Origin of the sequence: Mesorhizobium robiniae, assembly GCF_040545535.1 — a bacterium.
GTDB classification, from domain to species: domain Bacteria; phylum Pseudomonadota; class Alphaproteobacteria; order Rhizobiales; family Rhizobiaceae; genus Mesorhizobium; species Mesorhizobium robiniae.
This window is the reverse complement of sequence record NZ_JBEPMC010000020.1, coordinates 24,911-45,424: the sequence shown is the minus strand read 5'-3', so window position 1 is coordinate 45,424 and position 20,514 is coordinate 24,911. Positions and strand designations below refer to the sequence as shown.

Here is a 20,514-nt window from a genome sequence, read left to right as displayed (position 1 = left end):
GTCGCAGTCCTTTCAGAATTCACACCACACCCTGCGTGGCGTAGCCGCACCGCTATGGGCCGCTTTAGTTGTGGCCCAGGATGAATCGCCGATTGGGTGAACGGATCGGCCGCGCATTCAACGGGTAGAGCGTCGTAAAGCGCTTGATGTCCGCCGCGTCCACCTCGACCGGTTCCATGGCCACCATCCACTCGACGCTCTCGGTGCAGGGCGGTGTCGTCAATGATCCCTCATAGATCCAGTAGCTGAGCGAAACCGGCAGAAGCCCGTTGGGATCGACCTCGTCGACTGCTATCTCCTTGCCTGGCCGCACCGGAAAGGCCGCAGCAAGGCGGGCAAAATTGGCATTATTCGCGCCTGGCGTCAGAAAGACGCTGAGCACACCCAGAGTATCGCTCTGTGTGTCTTTATGTACGAAATGCGCTTCCATCGGGAAGCTCTTGCCCGCCACGTGATGCTCGCTCGGCGCATGGAAATGGAACTGTACCAGTTCGTAGACGCGATCCCTGCAGGCCAACGTGCTGCCTTCCGGCATATTGATTTGAATGGTATGGCCGTTGTTCACCATTCCGCCGCTGCCCTTGTGCCAACCGATGACGATGCGCGGAATATCCGCCTTGACCGCGCCGGCGATATCGATCGGTGACTGGTGCGTGCCCGCCGAGCAGACAAAATTCTCCTTATCCAGATCGGCCCAGTGCTCCGGTCCGACCGAGCCCGCATATCCCCAATGGGTGCTCGCCGGGCGTGCGGCCTGGGCGTAGATCGGGCATGCGCTCAGCGCAAGGAACCCTTTGATCAGATCCCGACGATGCATATTTGTTTCGCTCCTTGATGCAAACTGATGTTTTCCAATTGGGGCTATCCCAGGAGATTGCGAGGTTGCTCCATGCCTTGAGGGTCTTGGAGCAAGCGGGAAAGCCTAGTTCAGCGTTTCGAAGAATTGAATCATATCAAGCGGCTTCGGCGACTTTGTAGGACCAAGTGTGAATGACAGGATGGCGATTGACGTCCTCAATGCCTGCCATGATGCGCTGCTAGAGCCGGTGCTTCGATGCCACCCAGATGTGACGAAGGGCGGATCGGGCGAACTTTGAGACGAAGCCCTCGATGAGAGTGAGCCCGGAGCTGTGCTTGGGTGGAAACATGAAGCGATCAGGCGGTTGGGCGGCAAGCCGGCGATCATCCGGAACAAGGGGGCAACTCCTTGCGTATCGTGCGTCTGCCCGGGCGTCAGAACGAAGCCAAGCGGGCGGCCTTTGGCATCGCATCGGGCATGAAGTTTTGTGGTGAAGCCGCCACGCGATCGGCCAAGCGTCTCGGTTTCTTGAGTCCCCTTTTTATGCCAACTGCACAATGATGTGCCCGGACGATGGTGCTGTCGATCATATCGGCGCTGACGTCTCGCTCGACCATCTCGGCCAGCGTTTCGAGCATGGCATCGAAAAGCCCGGTCTCGACCCATCGTCGGCAGCGGCGAAACACGCTGTTCCATTTGCCATATTCATCCGGCAGGTGTCGCCATTGCGATCCCGTCCGCGCCATCCACATCATACCCTCGAAATAGAGCCGGCTGTCTTGGACCGGTCGGCACCTGCGTCCCCGCCCAGACGATAGAAGCGGCCCAACCAGCGATTACTCTTCGACCGACACTCCGATCCGTTCGCCCAAGGCTACCTCCACATCGGCGCCTTGAAGCAAAACCCGGATTCGTCAGCAACCTTTGTCCACGGAACCTAGTCGGATAACATCCTGTCCAATGCCGTGCGGATCTTGGTCGCCCTCGACGTCTCGATAGATGTGCTGTATTCTCGTGAGCCCCGCTGGACAGCAAAGGCTTCGAGCCGTCCGGCCAACGACTCCGTTTTGGGGTCGCGCCTGCTGGTGCTCACATCTTCGTCTCTGATACCAGGTTGGTTGCTTGCAACCTCATCGATCACTCTGCTGGAGTGGGAGTGCTTATAAAACAGCGCCGGGAGCAACTTTTCTCCGTGAAACAGGTTTATCTCGGCATATTGCAACATGGCGTCGGGTGAGGGAAAGTAGTCGCTGGAAACATCCCCCTCGTTGGCAATCGTTCCATGCCGATGAAGATTTTCATGCCAGTTATCGAAGGTTGACGATTTTTGGTATGACGCTAGCGCAAATTGCATGCCGAACATCAGGCAATCGCTGGAAGATTTCTGCGCGCCAACCCCGATAAAGGCCCACTTCTGCTCCGTTCCCAGCTGCTGTAGCGTTTCCCGTCGCAATCTGGAGTATGGGGTGACGAAGGTATAGAGGTCGGCCGGCTCCATCACGATAACCGTCGGTCCTGCTGCGGCGCGGGTTCGAACATCAGCAGCAAAGTGGTGCATTTCGCCGTCTGCCAACCGCACGACAGCGCGCCATGCACCATCCGATGATCGGTCCGCCAATGCGCCGAGAAACTCGGCGGGCGAGCCCATATACCTAAGATTAAGGTCCGGGTAGCGCCTATTATAGTTATCCGCTAGGCAATCGATATTGTCGACATCAAGGGACAACAATTCCTCGTCGGGCTGGAGGTTGGCAGACAGATAGCGAGCCACTTGCCGACCGTATTCCACTAGACTGGACGAAATTCCCGCTTGGCTGGCACGCTCAAGTGTTTGCCCAAGCAGCTGGAGCTTCTCGTTAACGCGGGCCGGACGAATACGGCAAGATGCGGTTCCGTCATCGGCGTCGTGAGATGGTCTGGACGAGTGCTCCTGTTCAATACTGGATCGAGGCGGACTCGATCGCACGGAATCTACGTGAGCAGCAAACTCGGCTTCCTGGGCTCGTCCATCATCCCGAGAGGTCTCGCGCCGTATGCTTAGTCGTGAAATGCAGCCGCCCATATCTACTCATCTACTCTTCTGTCGAAAGGATCACCCGACCGGGCGCCACGAGTTCATCCGCAAGGACTGCCTTGAAGCCGTGATCGCACTGGCCATGGGCGACGGCGACTCCCCGCAGGCAAAAAGGATGTGCCATAGCGATCGCCGTGCCCGGCCGTGTTTCTCGGCCGAAAGGTTGGCCGAGAAAGTCAGATGTATAGATCGGCGGTATGTATGATGGAGAAATATTTTTCCGGGTGATGCTGAACGTCGCTAGCACTTACATTGGTGAGCGTAATCGAATTACCCTTTCCGAGGTCAACGACCGCGGAGGCCGGGCCATCCTCCTGGACGCGATTGGCAAGATCTTGAATCGTGTGAATACCAACGTCGTTGATCCCTTCCGCGACGTACAGTTTGTCCTGCCCTACCGTGAAGTCGCCCACGGAATCCTTGCCGCCCCCGCTGTTGAAGATGAAGGTGTCGCTGCCATCATTGCCGTACAGAGCATCGTTGCCCTCATCACCGAACAGAACATCGTCGCCTGCGTTACCAAAAAGCGTGTCGTCTCCCTGATTGCCTTCCAGACTATCGGCGCCCGCGGCACCGGAAATCCAGTCGTTTCCACCCAGGCCGCGGATGTAGTCCCTCTCGGGCGTCCCAATCAAATGATCGTCAGTTTCTGTGCCGCGGATTATTGCCATGTCTTTCTCCTTAGCTGTGTCTGCTAGGCGAGCGGTCATCGCGCGCTTGCCGCCGCAACGTACACGTCAAAGCTGTCCGTCACCTGACTTGCACCCCCGGCGCTGTCACGTCGTTTGAATTGTATGTCAAACGGCCCTTTCAGTGCGGAGCTGTCAATCCGATCTCGCACTGCCATCGCGGGGTCATGGTCCTTTCCGAGGTCGAGTGCCTCATGATAATGCTCGCGGCGGGGGCCTCAACGTTTCCACGAGATGCAGATGAACTGCTGTCAGCCGTTTGACCGAAGTCGCCGCAACCACCGTCCCGGCGGGGACGTCACGGGTTCCGGAAGCCGCCAAGAGCGGCGACCGGATGGAGGTTGACCGAGCTCGGAAACGGGCCGCGTCATACGATTAGGCCGGTACCGCCCTAATGCATTCACTTAACCTAACCCTCGCCATGTGAGGCTCTGGCAAGCTTCAACCACCCGCCTCGATACCCCGCTCTTCTCAAACCGCAATCACCCATTTTCCGCGACAGCTCGGAGGGATGTTTTTCCCCCGCTTCACGGTCTTTCTCCGTCCACTCGACGACGTGGGGGCGGCCTCCTTAAGAAGATAAAAGGCATCGTTGATCGCGATCTGTCGAGGCCTGATGCCCGGGCATAGGCCAGCAAGTCGCTTGCATGCATGATTGATGAAGCCACCACCGTTGAAGTTCAGCGATGTGTTGCAAAGTCCACCGGCTCCGCTTTTCGCCTTGAACGAATTTAGCAACTGAAACAGGTGTTTTTGCTCCTGCGAAACGGTCTGGACCCGCGCTGTGCCGTCAACGTGCGTGACGGCTCTCAATCGGCTATCGAGAACCCTGTGGAAAAGAAGCATATAGGGCGAGGGGCGTGCCAAGTCGAAATGGAGCCCAACGTCCCCTTCCAGGCACACCGGCGCGATCGGGCGGAAACCCTCCCGGTTCTGGATGCGGTTTAAACGCTCATGGGTTGCCTTTGCGAGTCGAAAGGCGCCGCGAGTATTGACCGGTTGCCGAGCGCCCGTGGCCTGATTTCGCAATTCACCTGCACCCAGCCGATCACCTTGTCGCTGAGCAACGCCGAGGCTACCTGGCCGTAGTCGAGTGGATGGACCTCGAGCCCGGTCAATTTCATCAAGTGTGAAAGGCTGGCCTGAAGAGACGGTCTATTTGATCTTCGCATTGCCGGTGAAATGCCGCATCGCGTCGACCGCGGTCCCAATCGCCGAGCCTGTATCGTTTGTACATAGCGGAATGAAAACATCGGAAAAAAGATACGTTTCGGAGCCAACGCCGATTCCACTCGCAGTTTAATCCACACCCGCCGGAAATCAGCAGCGGGAAGCCCTTTGCCAGCTTCCTGTTTTGCGAAAGTGTGGAACGGATGGAAGATGGCGTCCGAAACCCGCCTAGCGAGGTTGGTAAGCTTCTGATGGGTTACGCCAATGTTGTAGTAGGGCGAATCCCGAAAATCCTCCTTGCGCAGCGGGGGCACATCGCTTGGAAGCAGGAAATCGATCAGCTTCTGCTCGTCGCTGTCGGGCGATCCGGTCTGCCCACAGGCGCAAGCGCCATTACCTTGCCTGCGTCTTCGAAGCGCGTTGGCTCTTTGGGCAAGGTGAAATTCGGATCGACGAGCGCATAAAGCAAAGCATATTTGTCACCAGGATTCGCCATCACTTTTCCCAAAGGCACGACCTGCAGGACCCATCGATTTCATAGAAATCGCCGCACCATCCGACCCAGATCAGAGCGTACGTGACAGGGATTCCTGGCCGGGAACGGCGACATGCCGCAGGCGTCCCGGACAATTTTCTGAGGCTCGTCAGCCTGTCAACAGCTACGTCGCCTAGCATGGGAGCCTCGAAGCGAGGCGGCGATGCTGCGTAAGGGTCGCTGGCGGTAGCCTTGGTCGCGGTGAATACGATTCATCGTTGTGCTGGTTTCAGATTCCGATACCCGGATTATCGGCCGAAGGCTTCGCCGCTTACTCAGCGCTTTGACGTGCGCCAGATTTCAGTTTGCCGTGCGGATTTGTGAGGTGTCATGGAACGAACGAACAACAACTTCAACCTGTTCGATTTTGATGTGGAGGCATTCGCGCGAGCGTACTATCAACGGCCGCCGGGCCAGCAATCGGAACATGCGCGCCAGCGAACGAGCTTTGAGGAGCAGCTTGGCGAGTTGCAACTCAGTTCCTCTGATGAGAGCTCCGGTGAGGATGGCTCGCCTGATGCACTCTCCGGAAAGCGCGGTGGAGGGGCCTGGCGTGACATGGGCGCTTCCATGCGGACGCCGCCTCGGTTTACGCCGAGTGACAGCTATTTCAGCGGCAGCCGCCACAGCGTCGACATCCCCCAAGCTCACCTTGGAGGGACGAGCCAAGTGCCGCCGCAGTCCAGTCTTCGTCCTGATCCGTTCAGCAGCGCACGTTACACCTCGTCACCTGTGGCGCAGCCCGAAGTCCAGACGAAGAAAGGCAAGAACCGCGGACTGTGGTCGCGCATCAAGTCAGGTGTGGGGAAAGCGTTCAGCGGGAGCCACCGCGACAAGGCGTTTGGCGCTCCAGTGCAGCAAGAGGTCGTTTCAACGAGCGTTCGAGTGTATCACGCCAAGCAACCGTCCCGCATACGCGGTGTCTTTGACGCAGACGAGGCGCTCTTGGAAGAGTTTCGAAGCCGAGCCACAGGCCGGATGAGCGACGGCACCATTCGAAATGCTCAAGCCGACGTGCGCAATTTCAGCGCCTGGCTTAGCAGGAACGGGAGGGCGCCAATCGCGGGCAGGCTTGGCAACCCTCAGCTCGAACCTGGGTTGGAGCGCGATTTGGAAGCCTACGCGACGGATTGCAAGAGCGGTACCAGGCGCACCAAGGCAGCATTAAACAAACTTCGGGATGTTCAGGCCGGAAACGTCTTGTCGACCAGCAGCCACCGCCTGGCTCCCTATTCCGCAGACGCGACTCTCATCGACATGTGGGCTGCAGCGGAAAAGCCGACAGGCAGGGTTGAGCCGGACACCGTCGACAGACAGGCTCGTCGTCTTTCCAGACTGAGTGATTGGCTGCAGGGGCATGGCAGGGGCGCCATGGCTGGCAGACTCTTCACCCATGGGCTCGCCCAAGATGTTGAGGAGTATAAGCAACAAGCGGAGGACACCAAAATCAAGCCCGATTTGCTCAGGCTCCAGCGATACCAACAGGTGCTCGATGCAAACCAAATGCTGGGGTTAACTCCCGCTCGGCAGCCCGCGTCATCGCAAGAGCTTCCCCCAATGCCAGCCTCCCCGAGCGAGGGCGCTTGGACTTTGTTGAGGGAGCACATGCAAGAACCTGCATCATGGTCGCCTGCACCACACCGCGGCCCTCAGCCTAGCTCTTCGCAAGAGCGTCCCGCAACACCATCCATAGGCACGCCAAGCGAGGGCGCTTGGAATTGGTTCAGGGGGCATATGCAAGAACCTGCATCATGGTCGCCTGCACCACACCGCGGCCCGCAGCCTAGCTCTTCGCAAGAGCGTCCCGCAACACCATCCACAGGCGCACCAAGCGAGGGAGCCTGGAATTGGTTCAGGGAGTATATGCTAGAACCAGCGACACCATCGTCTGCCGCAGGTGCGTCGTCAGACTTCTATGGCGACTTTGAGCCCCTCGTTAATCTGAGTCCACCCACACCGTATGGACTGCATGACTATGTGCCTGGCCATACCAGACAGCCCTCGTTCGTCGGGCCACCAACGCCCCCGCAGGAGGTGCCGGATATTGGGCCTGTTGTGGGCGAGGGCTGGCGCCACGGCTCTCAATCCGCCTCGGCTATCCTGATAGACGTCTTGGAGAACGTCAACCTCCTGCCAAACCAGTTCGGCCCAAGGCGGGTCGACATCAACGGTGAGCGGTACTCGGTCACGCTGGGGCCCGCAGGGCGCAGCGACGTTCGTCTCATCCATCATCCTCGCGCCAGGCAGGGAGATGAAGCCGCGTCATCCTCTCGGCAGATAAATGAAGCTGGGCCATCCAGTCAGGGTGTAGCGGATCTTGGGTATCTTATCCGCGGGGGATGGCAGCACCGCGAACGCTTGCTTCCGAACTACCTTGCTCGAGCACTAGAGGGTGAGCACCTCATGCCGGAACCCGGGCGCCCAACGTATTTCAACATCCGCGGCGTGCCCTACAGGGGCGAGTTCGTAGAAACGGACGGCGGTCCACGCGTTCGTATTTATCCTGAAGTGGGCTGAAGAACGGCGCCCTCCGTATTGGCCAACACGTTGGCTCGGTGCAGACCGAAAGAGCCGGAAACCCCAGCGCCGGCGAAGCGGACCCGCAACTTCGCGATGCTTTCGCTTGCGATTGGCGGTCTCAAGGGTGGCGCCGATCTCGTCGGCAGCGCTGCGGCCACCGTCAACGAGCACATCCCCAAGGCGCACCAGCGCTACGCCAACACGAAACCGGCGAACCTGATCCGTCAGGCAGCCGGGATTGGCGCCAACACCGCCATCCTGGTCGAGCGGATGATGCGGGCGACAAGTGACGGATCACTACCTCTTCATTGTTCTGGACTTGTACCATTTACTCGTTGCCGCTCGCCCGAGTACGCTTGCGTCGTCCAGTTCTACAGTCGGGTTTGTCGCGTCCGCGACACGGTTTTGTTCGGCGGGCGCGCCGCCGCACTCTCAGAAGCCGTTGAATAAATGCAGATTTTATTTCTCTAACGTTGGCGCAACTCTTGCTACTCCCTTTGCGCGACGGCCTGAGTTGCCAACCGTCGTCACTGACTTATCTTCTCATTCGAAAGGGAGACAACAATGAAAACCGTTATGTCAACCTATGGAGTAACCGAGTTAACTCCTGAAGAAGCATCCGAACTTTCCGGAGGGTGGCTTCTTTGGCTGGCTTTGGGTTTGGGGTTAATTGTGCCTCGTCTATAATGCCTCGCTTAAAATGACCTGCGGCTGAACTTTCATCCATCAGCAATTAGAGTATTTGTTTTCGTTACCCCGATACCATTCTCTAGACCGCCGGAAGGTAGAGTTTCCCGGCTTTCTCACGATGGCGGGCTGGCGGCGCCATCGGGATTAAGCAACGAGATCGGGGCCTTGTGCCCGATCGCCCCATGCGGGCGCACCTCGTTAGACAACACGACGACAGAACGCCCACGGGATCGCGGAGCACGAGCTTTTCTACCCGTGGCATCCTTGGGCCGGGAGCCTGGCCCATATTCATGAGGTGGTCGAGAAGGCTGGTAGAGAGGGTTTCCGTTGCAGCCTCTCTGGTCGGGGATCCGATCGGTGGCTGGAGATTCCAGCCTGGATGTTTGATCGGGCGGCTAGTGCCGCCTGGCAGGTTGGCGCCGCTCCCATGTCGATATTGCTGCGCTACGCGCCTTGGCGACCCTGCTGCAGGATGTAGCACCCGCTTCGGGCACCCCATCGCAAATGCGAGATTCGAGCGCAGCATTGGGCGCTCACGACGCGAATCGGGGAGATGTCCATGCCGCGCCAGCTCACCAGGTACCAGTTCGATCTGTTCTCCAATCCGCACGCTGTCGAGACGCAGCAAGACGCCGCAATGGCAGACGCTGCCCGCCGAGACGCGCCGGACGCTGATGAAGCTGATGAAGCTGATGAAGCTGATGATCCGCCTGATCCTCGACCACGCCAACGGCGACCTCGCTCGGGAACGACAGGAGGCGCGCCATGATGTCTGAGAAGATCAGGCCGCATCATCTGGAGCGCAAGGCGATCCTGTATGTTCGGCTATCCTCGGCCCATCAGGTCCTCCACAATCGTGAGAGCAGCGCCCTGCAATATTGTCTCGCATCGAGACGGTCGACGAAGACCTCGGTCGCTCGGCGGCCGGCGGCTTCACACGTGCCGGATTCGACCGAATGAGCCCACCTCCACGGCGCGGGAGCCGGACGGGCGCATTCTTCCCACCCCTCACGCTCGAGTTGCCCAGACGGATGAACCGGCCTCTGGCTCGGGCAGCGCACCGCAGGATCGGCTAGCGCTCGGCCCCTGGGCGCCCGCCTGCGGCCAGTGCGCATGGCCCAACAGCACAACGGTTATGATTGCGGCGTCTTCATGCTGGAGGCCACGCGGGAGCTGACTCGACGGTTGGCGCAAAAACCGCGGCTGCGGCACGGGTCCCTGCACCTCGACAATCTGGTCGCCGATCGCCAGGCACTCCAGGAGCGGCTTAGGGCTGATCCCCGTTTGGGCTGAGGGGGCGATCTCATGGTGGCGCACCGTGAGGAGCCGTCGCGATATATGCACGTGCATGAACACTTCGCCGGCCGGCTACAAGCGCCATCGCTTCCCTCATGCTTCGGCACCACGCCGGGAATTCTTCTCAGGCGGCGAGCGCTGTCGTCCTTTCTCACCACCGCAAGAATTTATCTTTCAAGCCTTTCAATGCGGTCCGGTTAGTGTGCCCCTGGATCGTGCAGGTTTTTGACCTGAACCGGTTGTGTGCGTCAAGCCAGGGTAGTTGATTGGTGGTCACGGCTTTCTGTTTTCGCAAGCTCTCGCCGTTGAGTTCGATGCGATAGGCATTGTGAACAAGCTGGTCCAATACGGCGTCGGCGGAACGGCAGCCCGGTGACGGCGGCACCAAACACTGGCCTCTGGAACAGCGATACATGGCGCAGGCCGACGGCATCCATTTCGAAGATCCGGGCAGCGGGAAACCGCCGCTTAAGCAGCGCTGCGAAATCCGGGGCGGATCCGATCAGCGTCAGAACCTTCTCCCGCCCCACGCGCGACAGCAGCGCCCGTATGAACGGGCCGGTTTCCGGACCGAGCTCCAGCGCGGGACCTGTCCCGGGGCCGATGTCGAGCGTCATCGAGGCCGCCATGCTGGGGCTGGACGGCGTGACGGAGCCAATCCTGAATGGCGCCACGGTCCATGCCACGAGAAAAACAGGGCATACCAACCTCAATCCCCGACAGCACGCCAAACAGTTTGACGTGGCCACTTGATTTCGTTTCATCGCCGGACAACTCATCGCAGAAATCGCCTCCCTCAGGAGGAGGCTATTCTGGGCCGGCTCTGGTGCCGGCGAGAGCGCCCCCAGCCAGCTCCATCAGCCCGAGCGCGTCATCAAATTCGCGCGAGCCGCTCCTGGAGGGTCCGCCGATCGGCGACCAGATTGTCGAGGTGCAGCGACTCGCGCCGCAGCCGCGGTTCTTGCGCCAACCGTCGAGCCAGCTCCCGCGTGGCCTCCAGCATGAAGACGCCGCAATCATGACCGTTGTGCTGTTTGGCCATGCGCACTGGCCGCAGGCGGGCGCCCAGCCTTGCTGCGAACTCCGTTGCAATGGGGCGGTGGTACTCTCCCAGCGATTCGTAGTGATAGCCGACCGGGTTTTCCCGGTCGCGGCGATCAACGAGCAGCAGCGACCAGTGGCTGCCGCTATCAGGAACGCCAGCACGGCCATCGTTCACTGGCAGGAACAGGAAGTCGGCCGTATCCTCCTCATTCTGATTATGGACTATGCGCTGGAATTCGCCGAGTGCATCGCGCTCGGGGATCAAGCGCAGTTGATATGATATGAGGGGATCCACGAGGCGCGTCCGGGCAGCCAGATCCGGAGAACGTCCCTGCAACTCCTGGCCCAGGAGCCCGTAATCCGCAGTGATATGGGCGTCGGTCAGCCAATCGGTGGGGCCGAGCGCCAGCCGATCCTGCGGTGCGCTGCCCGAGCCAGAGGCCGGTTCATCCGTCTGGGCAACTCGAGCGTGAGGGGTGGGAAGAATGCGCCCGTCCGGCTCCCGCGCCGTGGAGGTGGGCTCACCGTTGGTGGAGAAGCGTGTCATAGGGACGTGTCCGGTCGCCTCGAGGATTTTCACAGCATTGACGGCGGCGTCGAGACCAGCATCTCGGCGCTGTTCCTGCTGGTGATCAGCATCGCCAATCTGTTCATCCTGAAGGGCATACCGGCGGATTTCACCTGCGCGCGACGCAGCGAAAGGATCAGTGAGGACCTTGACGCCTTGCGTGCTCGACGTGGCTTGATTGCCCGTATTTTCCGCCCGCTGTTCTGCATCGTCCCGCGCTCCTGACACAAGTATCCGATCGGCTATCTGTCCGGCAGAGCCAAGGCCCGGCGCCTCCTTGCCGCAAAGGTAGGCATGCAGCGCGGTCACGCAAACATTCGCGCTCTTGAGATCCCGCTGGTGCTGCAGGGCAATCGTTAGATCGGCAAGCTTATAGGTAGGATTGCGCAAGTGCATCAGCTCTGTGACGGCCTGGTCTTGGTCGGCGGTTTGCATCTTCGAACGCCTGGTGTTGTGCTTCAGGTTCCGCCGGATCACGTCCTCGCTGGTATTGAGCCAGATCGAGACCGCTTTCTCGCCGACATGATCCCGGACTTCCTTGATCATGAACGCTCCGCCACCAGTTGCGAGCACCGCTGGCCCTTGTTCGAGCGACTGCCTGATCTTATTCACCTCAAGATGCCTGAAATGCGCCTCGCCATCCTCAGCGAGAATCCTGGCGATGGACTTGCCCGTCTTCACCTCGATCTCTTTATCGGAATCGACGAACCTCAGCCCTAGTCGCTTGGCGAGTGCTCGGCCAAAACTAGATTTTCCGGCGCCCTTCATGCCAACAAGCACGATCGGTCGTGTGCCCAGGGCGCCAAGAATTTCTGTTTCGATCTGGGACCGCCCCGTGCGTTTCGACGGGGCCACTTGCAGCCGACGGGCTAGGCTGGCAACAACTGTGCTATCCGCGTCGGCCTCCCAGTGGGGGATCCCTATGGCCCCTTCGGGGATGACAACCTTGTTGCAGGCCTGTCGCACGCGCTCCAACAGTTGCTCGGCTATGGACTGATCGAGGGACTCTCCGCTCTCTCGCTGCAGCTCCAGCAGCTTCTGCAGCTCCTTGTACGTATCGTGATTGTCGATCTTGGCCTTGTAGCTGTCTGGCGTGTGGAACTCTACCTCGAAGCGGTAGCCGCCAGGCGTGGCGAGCACAGTCTTGATGCCGACGAAGGTCGGCGATCGCGTCCTGAACCAGTTGGTCGTGCTGATCTCGGCATAGCCGCTCTCGTCGAAGTCTAGAATGGCTTTCTTGAAGCCACGTGTAAAATCTTCATCAGGGAGTTCGAAGACGTGGCGCACAGCGTTGCCGATCAGCTGGGTGCCGGCCTCAAACGGGACCTGCATGCCAATGAGCTGGCCTGTCATCGAGCTTTCCGATCTCAAACGCTGAGCGAGATGGGGCATCTTTACCTTGATGTCGGCTCTCCTGAGGGCTTCGGCGACCGCAGTTGCCGTCAAGGTGATGTCCTTCTCTTCGGTTTGAGCGCGGGCTGCTTCGATTTGGGCGCGCTCCGAGGCCTCCAGGCGGGTCAGTGTGATCGTCATGGCGGAATCCTCGGCCTCGGGCTGACGGCCGGAGGGTTTGCGCAAAATGCCCTGCTCCGTCGCGAGGTGGATCGAGGTCTCCATGATTGAAGCCGCCAGACTGGGATTTTCCTTCAGATCCTCCAGGGTCGCATCGACATCGAAGGTACCCTGGATGAGGGGAGCGGCAATGCTCTTGGCGTAAGGCACCGATTTCAACCCTGGTGTCTGTTGCAGCAAGCGCTGAAGCTGCCTGCTCTTGAACATAAAGATGTGCGCGCCAGTGTCGGACTTATAGGCGTCGGTTCCGACCTTGATGCCTAGGCTCAGCAGATTGCTTGCGCTTTGCACGAGGTCATGCGGATTGTAACCATCCGGTCGCGGGTCGATGCGCGAAGGGTAACGGTCCACGAGAAGCTGGATGCGGTCGAGTGGCTGAGCCGTTGCCGAAAAGGTCTCCGCCAGCTCCGGGAACAGCTCGCAGAGCGGTTGGCTCATTGCGACATGTCCCTCGCTCGCGCTGGTGACCGTTTCGGGCAGGTCTTGCTTATCCGAGCTCGCGGCCCACGCCTCGAGCTCGGTGAGGAGCAACGTGGCCATCTCGCGCGCGACCGGATGCTCTGCCAGCTCGATCTCGTGCCGCGCCTTCTCCAGCTTGTCCTGGACGTTCTGAGCACTGACCTGTTCCTGCTCCAACAAGCCTCGAATGTCTCGCTTGAGCTCTTGGTGAATTCCCTCGTAGGTACCAAAGATGGCACGCTCGGCAAACCACTTCCGGGCTTCATGGGATTGAGCGAGAAAGCCTCGTTGCAGGCCGGTATAGATTTCCAAAACATTGCGCGTGGCCGCCAGGATCTGGCTGGCGCGACCGAACTTGTAGCGACCGTCCTCAATCGCCGGGGTATGCGACTTTGGCGGCTTGAGCGAGCGCAGGCCGCGCGCCTGCTCCTCTTGATCGAATTGCCTGACATGCTCGTAAAGCTGCGGCCGGTCGCCGATGATGACGAGGCTATCCCCGTCGAAGTCGCCATCAAGTTTCTTCTGCTCCCCGATCGGGACGGCAACCAGCGAGCCCGGAGCGAACACCTCGGTCGCCTGCAGAATGCCGACGCAGTCGACCGGCGTGTCCGCCTTCACGCGGTCCTTGCCCGTGGTCCAGTTCGAATGGCACTTGACGTCCTCGGCGGACATCACCAGCCCCTGGTCGGCGAAGTCGGCCGGCCACATCTCGTCCGGCACCACGATCAGAAGCCCTTTGGCAAAGAAAGTCGGATCGTCGGTCGCCAGTTCCTGCCCCGACTTCTGGGCGACATTGAAACTGTATTGAATGGTCACGCACTGATCGAGAAACGCCGTAGTCGGGCCTCCGTCAACGGCTGATCTGACCTGGTCGGGGGCGAACGGGCGCAGGTTGGGCTTGTCATAAGGAGATCGCCCGATCAGCACGCCACCGCCGCTTAACGTCTCGCTCTTGAGCGTTGGCACATGGAGGTAGCCATCGCCCGACGGTACGGCTACCGCGCCGAGGCCATCAATGTGTCCGGCCGTCACGACGCGAAACAGCTCTTCGGACGTCAACTCGCGCTTTTGTCGGCTTTCAAGCCAGGACTTGGCCTTTTCGCGGGCCTCATCCGCCACTTTTTCGGCGCGCGGATAATGTTGCAACGCCGAGCTTGGCAGGAGTGATTTCCTTCCCTCGCCAAAGGCAAGCACCCGGTCAGGACTTTCCTGTTCGCCGCCGCGACGAACAGCTGGCATAAGGTTGGCCAGCGAGGCCCTGATGAAACCGCAGCCGTCATGCGGTCGCAAGGCGATCGGGCCTTTCGGCCCCGTCAGCTTGAAGGGGTGCTCCTCGTTGGCAGGACGGTCTGGCAGCAACACCAATTTGAAGGCGCCTTCCAGCGCATAGTCGTGCGGAGATATACCTTTAATCGCTGGAGGCGCCGCAAAACCTCTGCGCTGGGTATAATAATAGGCCTCTTTGAAAGGGGCCCAGGCGCGCGACAGCTGCTCAAAGGCCGTGCCCGGTGCGGTTTCGGCATACGGAATCGCCAGCAGCTTTCCCCCGGTAGGTTTTGCCAGCTCGCCTGGAGCACGGGCCGCAATCCGAGACACGGTCAATCGCGGCGGCTTTAGCTTGCTGCCGCCGAACAGATCCGCGCGGTATGGCACACCGTTGACGCTCACCGTACGCGCCAGCATGAAGGCGCTCGGGGTTCCTGGAAGCTGCACCGCAACGACATTCACTGCCCCAGCAGTCAAGCGATGAAAAATCGAATACCGTCTCTCCGGCTCCGTGGCCACTTTCCGCCCCAACATGTCCACCACCGGCAACTGCATCAGTCCCGCGTCACCCTGCGGCGATCTGGGCTCGTGATCCATGGTTCGTAAGACCTGATGCACGTCGAAGAACGATGCAGGATGTTGCGCTTGGATCGCCTCCGCATCTTGCTCCATGAATAAGTCCAGCGCATCAACTGGACTGTCGGCCTCGATCTGCGCGATCAGGTTCCAGCTCATGCTGGATAGGTCGCTTTCAATGAGGCCCCGCGTCCTTTCCAGGATCTCCTTGGTCTTGCTCTCCAGCCGTTGCTGCCTCACCCGCAAGTCGGACCTCTTGCCCTCGACATACGGTGGCCTGAACAATCTCTCTAGGACTGCACGGGTCTTGAGCGTCTGATAGATCGATAGAGCGGGGCAGCGGCTCGCAAGCGGTCCACGGGTGCGCTCGGCATCGCTTGCGTTCAGATGCGCCTCGATCTTCTGCTCTATCGCGGGTTGGAGGTCGTTGAGCAGGTTGAGGGCTTGCGTGCGGTGCCAGCGCAGCGGCTTCTGTGGGCTGCGCGCTAGCGGCAGCAGAGCAGTACACAGATTGCCCATAGTTTCCAGATCGTTCTGGGTCGTAAAATCAGGGGCTTTACGCAATTCCGAGAGCAGATTCAAACCTGTCGGTGCGAGCAAACCGAGATCATCGAACAACCGAGCCTTACCCAGCGCCTTGAAAATGGTTGTGATGTGCAGAACGTTAGCCTGCCCTAGGCGATCATTATCATAGTGCAGGTAGTGTGCGAGCTTGTGCAATCGATCCTTCGGCAGTGCGGCGTCCGTAATGTCCCCACTTTCCTCTGCCCTCATGATCATTCGCGACAGAGCATTGGCGAGCATACTCAGCTGAGGTGCGGTGAACACACCGAATCGTTGCTCTCGAGTACCCAATGCTCGCGCGATATCTATCGTCGACTGCCGGCACGCCGCCTCTTCCGGCCACTTGCTGAACCCGTTCATCAAGGCCGCCACTCCTTGCGGAGCGAAATCAGAGAGCTGGCGCTGACCGGCTTCCCCGGCGATTGCGGTCGTGGCTTGGCGACAATCCTCGCTGTCCGGCCATTTGCTGAAACCGTTCACCAGGTTCGCCAGTCCTTGCGGGGCAAAATCAGAGAGTTCGGCGCGGCCAAGGACCTCACCCGCGATCGCAAACGTGGCGTCGCGCGGGTCCTGCGATTCCGGCCACTTGCTGAAACCGTTCACCAGATTCGCCAGCTGCTGGTGCGTAAAATCGGAGAGCGAGGAGGCGCGGAGGAGGACCTCAAGCGCAATAGCGACTGTGGCTTGCTGCGCCCCCGCCTGATCTGGCCACTTGCTGAAACCGTTTACCAGGTTCGCCAACTCCTGGTGCGTAAAATCGGAGAGCGAGGAGGCGCGGCGGAGGACCTCATGCGCGATGGCCACTGTGGCATGCTGAGACCTCGCCTGATCTGGCCACTTGCTGAAACCGTTCACCAGGTTCGCCAGCCCCTGTGAATTAAAATCAGAGAGCCGGATAACATCACGGCCAAGAACCGCGCGTGCGATCACGAGCGTTGCGTCGCGACAGTTTGGGGCGTCCGGCCATTTGCTGAAACCGTTCACCATATTCGCCAGTCCCTGGGGAGCAAAGTCAGAGAGCTGGCGGCGAGGGACCTCGTTGGCGATTGCGACGGCTGCGGCGCGACACTCCGGTGCTTCCGGCCATTTGCTTGAACCGTTCACCATGTTCGCTAGTCCCTGGGGAGCAAAGTCAGAGAGCTGGCGGCGAGGGACCTCGTTGGCGATTGCGACGGCTGCGGCGCGACAGTCCGGCTCTTCCGGCCACTTGCTGAACCCGTTCACCAAATTAGCCAGGTCCTGGTGATTGAAATCACGAAGCCCGGCGCCGCGGCGGAGGACCTCATGCGCCGTTGCGACTGTGGCTTGCAGGGATGCCGCCGCTTCCGGCCACTTGCTGAATCCGTTGACCAAGTTCGCTAGTTCTTGCGGAGAACAATCGGAGAGCTGGCGCCAGCAGATCTCCTCCGCAATTGCGACTGTCGCCTCGCGACAATCCGCCCCGTTGGGCCACTTGCTGAACCCGTTCACCAGATTAGCCAGATGCTGGTGAGTAAAATCGGAGAGCCGGGCGTCGCGGCGAAGGACCTCATGCGCTATCGCGTCCGTAGCTTGCTGGCACTCGGCCTCTTGCGGCCACTTGCTGAATCCGTTCGCCAGGTTCGCCAAGTCCTGGTGATTAAAATCAGAGAGCCCGAACTCGCCGCGAGCGGCGCGACGACTGACCTCACTGGCGATCGCGACTGTGGCTTGGCGAAACGCCGTCTCTAGCGGCCATTTGCTAAACCCGTTCACCAACATCGCCAGCGTCTGCTGAGTAAGATGAGACAACGGGTCGTCACGGCGAAAGACCTCACCGGCGATCGCGAGTGTTACATCGCGACAGACCGCCTCTCGCGGCCACTTGCTGAACCCGTTCACCCATGTCGCCAGCCCCTGCTGAGTAAGACGAGAGAATTGGTCGGCGTGGCGAAAGACCTCACCGGCGATTGCGACCGCGGCGTCGCGACAGTCCGGTGCCTCCGGCCATTTGCCGAAACCGTTCACCAGATTGGCCAGATGCTGGTGAGTAAAGTCACGTAGTCGGACGCCGCGGCGAAGAACCTCGCTCGCGATCGCCCCGGCAGCTTGGCGAGACCATTCCTTTTTCGGCCATTTGCTGAAGCCGTTCACCAGGTTCGCCAGCTCCTGCGAAGTAAAATTAGAGAGCCAGACATCACCGCCAAGAATCTCCCGTGCGATCACGACCGTTGCGTCGCGACAGTTCGATGCATCCGGCCATTTGCTGAAACCGTTCACCATGTTCGCTAGTCCCTGGGTGGTAAAGTCAGAGAGCCCGTCGCCGCGCGCGGCGCGGCGCGTGACTTCACCGGCGATCGCGACCATGGCTTGGCCACACTCGGCCTCCTGCGGCCACTTGCTGAACCCGTTCACCAATATCGCCAGCGCCTGCTGAGTAAGGTGAGATGACTGGTCGTCGCGGCGCGTCACCTCACGGGCGATCGCGAGTGTTGCATCGCGACAGTCCGCCTGTTGTGGCCACTTGCTGAAACCATTCACCAGGTTCGTCAGATTCTGGTAAGCAAAACTAGGCAGTTGGGCGCGGCGGCGAATGACCTCACGGGCTATCACGACTGTGGCTTCATGATAGTCCGCATCGTCCGGACATTTGCTGAACCCGTTCACCAGGTTCGCCAGCTCCTGCGGAGTAAAATCAGCGAGCCCTTCCTCGCGGTCACGCCGAGAGAGTTCTCTGGCGATCTTGATTGTGGCTTGGCGATAGACCGCTTCGTCTGGCCATTTGCTGAAACCGTTCACCATGTTCGCCAGGTCCTGGTGATTAAAATCAGAGAGCCCGAACTCGCCGGGGGCGACGCGGCGACCGACCTGACCGGCAATCGCTCCGATGGCGTGGCAAGACCACTCCTCTTGCGGCCATTTGCTGAAACTGGTCACCATGTTCGCCAAGTCCTGGTGACTAAAATCAGCGAGCCCGGCACGGCGGTCACGACGGATGACCTCACCGGCCATCGCGCCTGCGGCTTCGCTAGACGCCGCCTCTTGCGGCCACTTGCTGAACCCGTGCACCATGTTCGCCAGCTCCTGCTGAGTGAATCCAGAGAGCCGGGCACGGCGGTCGAGGCGGAGCACCTCGCCCGCGATCGCAACTGTGGCTTGGCGAAAGACCTTCTCTTCCGGGCACTTGCCGAAACCGTTCACCAGATTTGCCAAGTCCTGGTGATTAAAATCAGAGAGCCGGGCACGGTGGTCACGACGGAGCACCTCATCGGCAATCGCTCCGGTGGCTTGGCGAGACCACTCCTCTTCCGGCCACTTGCCGAAGCCGTTCACTAGGTTCGCCAGGTTTTGCGTAGTAAAATCAGAGAGCTGGACACGGCGGTCGGCGCGAGAACCGACCTCCCTGGCGACGGCTTCCGTGCCCTCACGAGTTTCCGACCGCTGCGCCCACTTACTGAAACCGTTCACCAGCAACGCCAGACTTTGACTTTTCAGCACCCCAAGTGCCTTGCCCTCATCGCGGCAAAATTCGGCGATGCTGATCGTTCCATTGCGGCATGTCTTCGACTGCGGATGCCGACCAAATGATGAAGCGAAGAGCGAAAGAGCTTTGGGGTCGACTCGGAGCGCCAACGTGCCATGAAGCTGCGCCACCCGAGCAGCCATCGCCTTGCAAGCTTCGACACCTTCCTGACCTCCAGCCTCGCGGCTCACCGCGTTACATGCCGTGGCGTAGCCCCATGATTTCCCGCGGCGGATATCGTCCTCAAAGCAAGGGACAAATTGACTTCTGAACTGGGCGGCGGCCTTTTGCATGAAGGCTGCATGGATCCCGTCGCCCGCCCCTTGCAGCCGTTTGTCATACTCCACCACCGCACGCGAGAATCCAACGATGTCACGGGCGAAATAAATCGCGTCTAGAGCTGCGTTAGATTGTTGTTCTGAGATTGCACTTTGCGTGCTCTGCGTGGCGCCGCTATCCAGGCGCCGCCTTTTTGGTCTGTGGTCCAGGCCGGATATTGCACTTTGCGTGCTCTGCGTGGTGTCGCTATCCGGGCGCCGCCTTTTTGGTCTGTGGTCCAGGCCGGATATTGCACTTTGCGTGCTCTGCGTGGCGCCGCTATCCAGGCGCCGCTTTTTCGGTCTATGGTCCAGGCCGGATACGGATTGCCTGTGCGGGGAAGAGGCACTTCGTAGTGATGCCCTGGACTGATCGGCATCGCGGCCCTCCGCACCGGAACGCGACGAACTTTTTTCCCAGTTTGGTGCGTCCCTGTGCGGCAAGTAGCGAGAACCGGCCTGGCGCTCACGCGTATTAACGGAGGGATCGGTTGAGGGGCCGCGCCGGACATCGCTGGCCGAAGGTGGCCTTTGACCGGAGGGGGCCCCTAACTCTCGATTTTCAGGGCGCAAGCCCTGGACGACGGAACTGAACGTCGAGCCATCTTTTCCACCGTCAAGATCTGATTCCGGATGGGGCCGGTGCGTGTCTTGTCCGCTGGGCGCATTCAAACTCCGGTCAACTCTTTTCAAAATTCGTCTCCCAAGTAATTGTGAATGCGCCGATTAGAACGCTTGGCCACACGTTGCCGCTGCGGCGTCCTCAACTGCGTTGTTTCAACACCGCAGGGCGGAACTGCTTGCGTTGCGCCGACGAGACGCGACTCGCCACAGCCGGCAAGCGGGGATCGTCATCTTTGGCACAATTGTGCGCGCGCTCTGGTTTTGCTCAAT

At 60.0% G+C, this 20,514-nt stretch carries 12 protein-coding genes and 3 pseudogenes; 4 read left to right on the top strand and 11 right to left on the bottom strand.

The features are described from left to right. Nucleotides 1–64 precede the first annotated feature (64 nt). The 8 genes and pseudogenes from ABID19_RS32955 to ABID19_RS32920 all read right to left on the bottom strand — a co-directional run bounded on the left by ABID19_RS32955 (nucleotide 65) and on the right by ABID19_RS32920 (nucleotide 5,741). Nucleotides 65–817: a carbonic anhydrase gene (locus tag ABID19_RS32955; protein WP_006205561.1), complete on the bottom strand. Its 753-nt coding sequence runs from the start codon at nucleotides 815–817 to the stop codon at nucleotides 65–67. Between the two features lie 105 nt (nucleotides 818–922). After that, nucleotides 923–1,465: a transposase gene (locus ABID19_RS32950; RefSeq protein ID WP_354494741.1), complete on the bottom strand. Its 543-nt coding sequence runs from the start codon at nucleotides 1,463–1,465 to the stop codon at nucleotides 923–925. Further along, nucleotides 1,447–1,632, bottom strand: a pseudogene (locus tag ABID19_RS32945) (transposase); the annotation flags it as partial. The pseudogene ABID19_RS32945 and the gene ABID19_RS32950, both read right to left, overlap by 19 nt. A 104-nt stretch (nucleotides 1,633–1,736) precedes the next feature. After that, nucleotides 1,737–2,861, bottom strand: coding sequence for a YopJ family acetyltransferase (locus ABID19_RS32940; RefSeq protein ID WP_081482269.1), 1,125 nt, complete (start codon nucleotides 2,859–2,861; stop codon nucleotides 1,737–1,739). A gap of 188 nt (nucleotides 2,862–3,049) precedes the next feature. After that, entirely contained in the window at nucleotides 3,050–3,544 is a 495-nt protein-coding gene (locus tag ABID19_RS32935; RefSeq protein WP_006205558.1) for a calcium-binding protein, read from the bottom strand. Nucleotides 3,545–4,033: 489 nt separating this feature from the next. Beyond that, nucleotides 4,034–4,591, bottom strand: a complete 558-nt coding sequence (locus ABID19_RS32930; RefSeq protein WP_157999230.1) for a carbamoyltransferase C-terminal domain-containing protein — start codon at nucleotides 4,589–4,591, stop codon at nucleotides 4,034–4,036. Continuing rightward, nucleotides 4,507–4,686 carry a carbamoyltransferase C-terminal domain-containing protein gene (locus ABID19_RS32925; RefSeq protein ID WP_050900869.1) on the bottom strand — a complete coding sequence of 60 codons (180 nt, stop codon included), beginning with the start codon at nucleotides 4,684–4,686 and terminating at the stop codon, nucleotides 4,507–4,509. The genes ABID19_RS32930 and ABID19_RS32925 overlap by 85 nt, the downstream gene beginning before the upstream one ends. Before the next feature lie 881 nt (nucleotides 4,687–5,567). Beyond that, a complete protein-coding gene (locus tag ABID19_RS32920) occupies nucleotides 5,568–5,741 on the bottom strand; it encodes a hypothetical protein (protein WP_156788644.1) in 174 nt (57 codons plus the stop codon). Nucleotides 5,742–7,802: 2,061 nt separating this feature from the next. Here ABID19_RS32920 and ABID19_RS32915 point away from each other — a divergent pair. After that, a complete protein-coding gene (locus ABID19_RS32915; protein WP_006205555.1) occupies nucleotides 7,803–8,237 on the top strand; it encodes a hypothetical protein in 435 nt (144 codons plus the stop codon). A 1,353-nt stretch (nucleotides 8,238–9,590) separates the two neighbouring features. After that, a complete protein-coding gene (locus tag ABID19_RS32910; RefSeq protein ID WP_081482321.1) occupies nucleotides 9,591–9,770 on the top strand; it encodes a Ulp1 family isopeptidase in 180 nt (59 codons plus the stop codon). 271 nt (nucleotides 9,771–10,041) lie between these two features. Here the strand turns inward: ABID19_RS32910 and ABID19_RS32905 are convergent. After that, nucleotides 10,042–10,131: pseudogene (locus ABID19_RS32905) on the bottom strand (AAA family ATPase); the annotation flags it as partial. Nucleotides 10,132–10,376: 245 nt separating this feature from the next. Between ABID19_RS32905 and ABID19_RS32900 the strand changes: the two are divergent. Beyond that, nucleotides 10,377–10,526 (top strand): hypothetical protein, encoded by a 150-nt coding sequence (locus ABID19_RS32900; protein WP_006206560.1) that lies wholly within the window; start codon nucleotides 10,377–10,379, stop codon nucleotides 10,524–10,526. A 121-nt stretch (nucleotides 10,527–10,647) separates the two neighbouring features. Here the strand turns inward: ABID19_RS32900 and ABID19_RS32895 are convergent, their stop codons facing one another. After that, nucleotides 10,648–11,112: a Ulp1 family isopeptidase gene (locus ABID19_RS32895; RefSeq protein ID WP_354494739.1), complete on the bottom strand. Its 465-nt coding sequence runs from the start codon at nucleotides 11,110–11,112 to the stop codon at nucleotides 10,648–10,650. A 75-nt stretch (nucleotides 11,113–11,187) separates the two neighbouring features. On the opposite strand from ABID19_RS32895, the gene ABID19_RS32890 reads away from it, so the two are divergent. Then, complete coding sequence (locus ABID19_RS32890) at nucleotides 11,188–11,610, top strand: HoxN/HupN/NixA family nickel/cobalt transporter (RefSeq protein WP_354494738.1); 423 nt, start codon at nucleotides 11,188–11,190, stop codon at nucleotides 11,608–11,610. Nucleotides 11,611–11,703: 93 nt separating this feature from the next. Here the strand turns inward: ABID19_RS32890 and xopAD are convergent. Next, nucleotides 11,704–18,063: pseudogene (gene xopAD, locus ABID19_RS32885) on the bottom strand (XopAD/skwp family type III secretion system effector); the annotation flags it as partial. Nucleotides 18,064–20,514: the final 2,451 nt, after the last annotated feature.